Genomic DNA, 1,363 nt, shown 5'->3' with positions numbered 1-1,363 from the left:
GTACGCGGCACTGGGCTACTGGGTCGCTTCCCTGAATTATCTGACCGTTACCGGCAATAATGAACCGTTCAAGGACGTAGACCTGGACGGTATCTACGTGCAGAAGATGAAGTCGTACGTAGAGTTGTATGCAAAAGGTGAGGGGTGGATGTACGGCACCGAGACGCCGCTCATGGCTGAGCTGACCGAGGACACCCCGCAGAAGGTTGATGATGAGCAGTACCGTTGGAAGGGTATTGTCCGTGGCCATAAGGATGCTGTTCTCCATTACGTGCCCGAGGACAGGGACATTCGTGTGGGTGAGTCGAGCGGTGATTCCAGTAACGATGAGGTCACTTTTGTGTTGAACTATCGAGACGATGCGTGGATGGTCACCGTTGAGACGAAGAATTCCTCGACGGCTTCTCCCGGTTCCTCGGGCGGAAGCGGTTCTGGCCTCAACGTTTAGGACGCGGCGGCGCAGGAACACGTCGGCGTAGGAACATGCCGGCACGGCAAAATACCGGTGCTGGAAAGCTGCAGCACAGGAAGATGATGACGCTCTCCCCTAGTAAACGGCACTTTTCGTTAGCTAACACAGCTTTTGTAGCATTTTCCAATGTTTTATATCGAAGAAATTATAAACATACCCAAATGTACTAAGGTACCCTGAAATAGATACACCGATAATCTATTGAAGGGTACCTTATGTCTACCTTCGTGACCCGACGCGCCGCCTTTGGCATCGCCGCCACCGCCGCGCTCGCCTCCTTGACCGCCTGCGCCAGCGATATCCGCCCGCTCAGCAACCAGAGCACGCCCGATGCGCAGCGCTCCTACAAGGGTGAGCTGAAGTTTAACAGCTACGAATCACGCGGCACCTACGTTCCCGCAACCAGCTCGAAGAAGGCGGAGAACCCGCCCATGCCTATTCCTCCTGCAGAGATGAAAGCCAAAACGACGGAGGGCATGTACGCCGCCATTGGGTTCTGGTTGGCTTCTTTCAATTACCTTATGATTACCGGCGATATTGAGCCCTTTAAGGCTGTGGATACGAACCGAAACGATCTCTACAAGGCCGAACCTTTCGTCGAATTTTACGAGAAGAACAATGGCTGGGTGTACGGCACTGATGCACCGTTCTCAGCAGAGCTAACTGAGGACGCTCCACAGAAGGTTGACGAGCAGCAGTACCGCTGGCTGAGTGCTGGCCGTTACAACAAGGAAGCAAAGATCCATTACACAGATGGTAGGGAACTCACCATGGCCTCATTGAGTAGCGGCCCCGGTGATTATGAATTCTTCTTCATCTTGGAGTATCAGGATGGTGCCTGGACGGTTCGGAATGAACCCGCCAAACTTACAACGAGCTCGCCCAGCTCAA

Annotated in this window: 2 protein-coding genes; both read left to right on the top strand. The window is 53.6% G+C overall.

Annotated features, from left to right (window positions below; genetic code table 11):
• A partial coding sequence (locus Q0216_RS09250) for a DUF6318 family protein (protein WP_298594766.1) occupies positions 1-448 on the top strand: 448 nt, incomplete at its 5' end.
• A gap of 239 nt (positions 449-687) precedes the next feature.
• Positions 688-1,363: DUF6318 family protein (locus Q0216_RS09245; protein ID WP_298594764.1), on the top strand; the 676-nt coding region annotated here is incomplete at its 3' end.

It is taken from the genome of uncultured Rothia sp., assembly GCF_937976295.1.
In the GTDB taxonomy this organism is placed as follows: Bacteria; Actinomycetota; Actinomycetes; order Actinomycetales; family Micrococcaceae; genus Rothia.
This window is presented reverse-complemented; position numbering and strand designations above follow the sequence as displayed.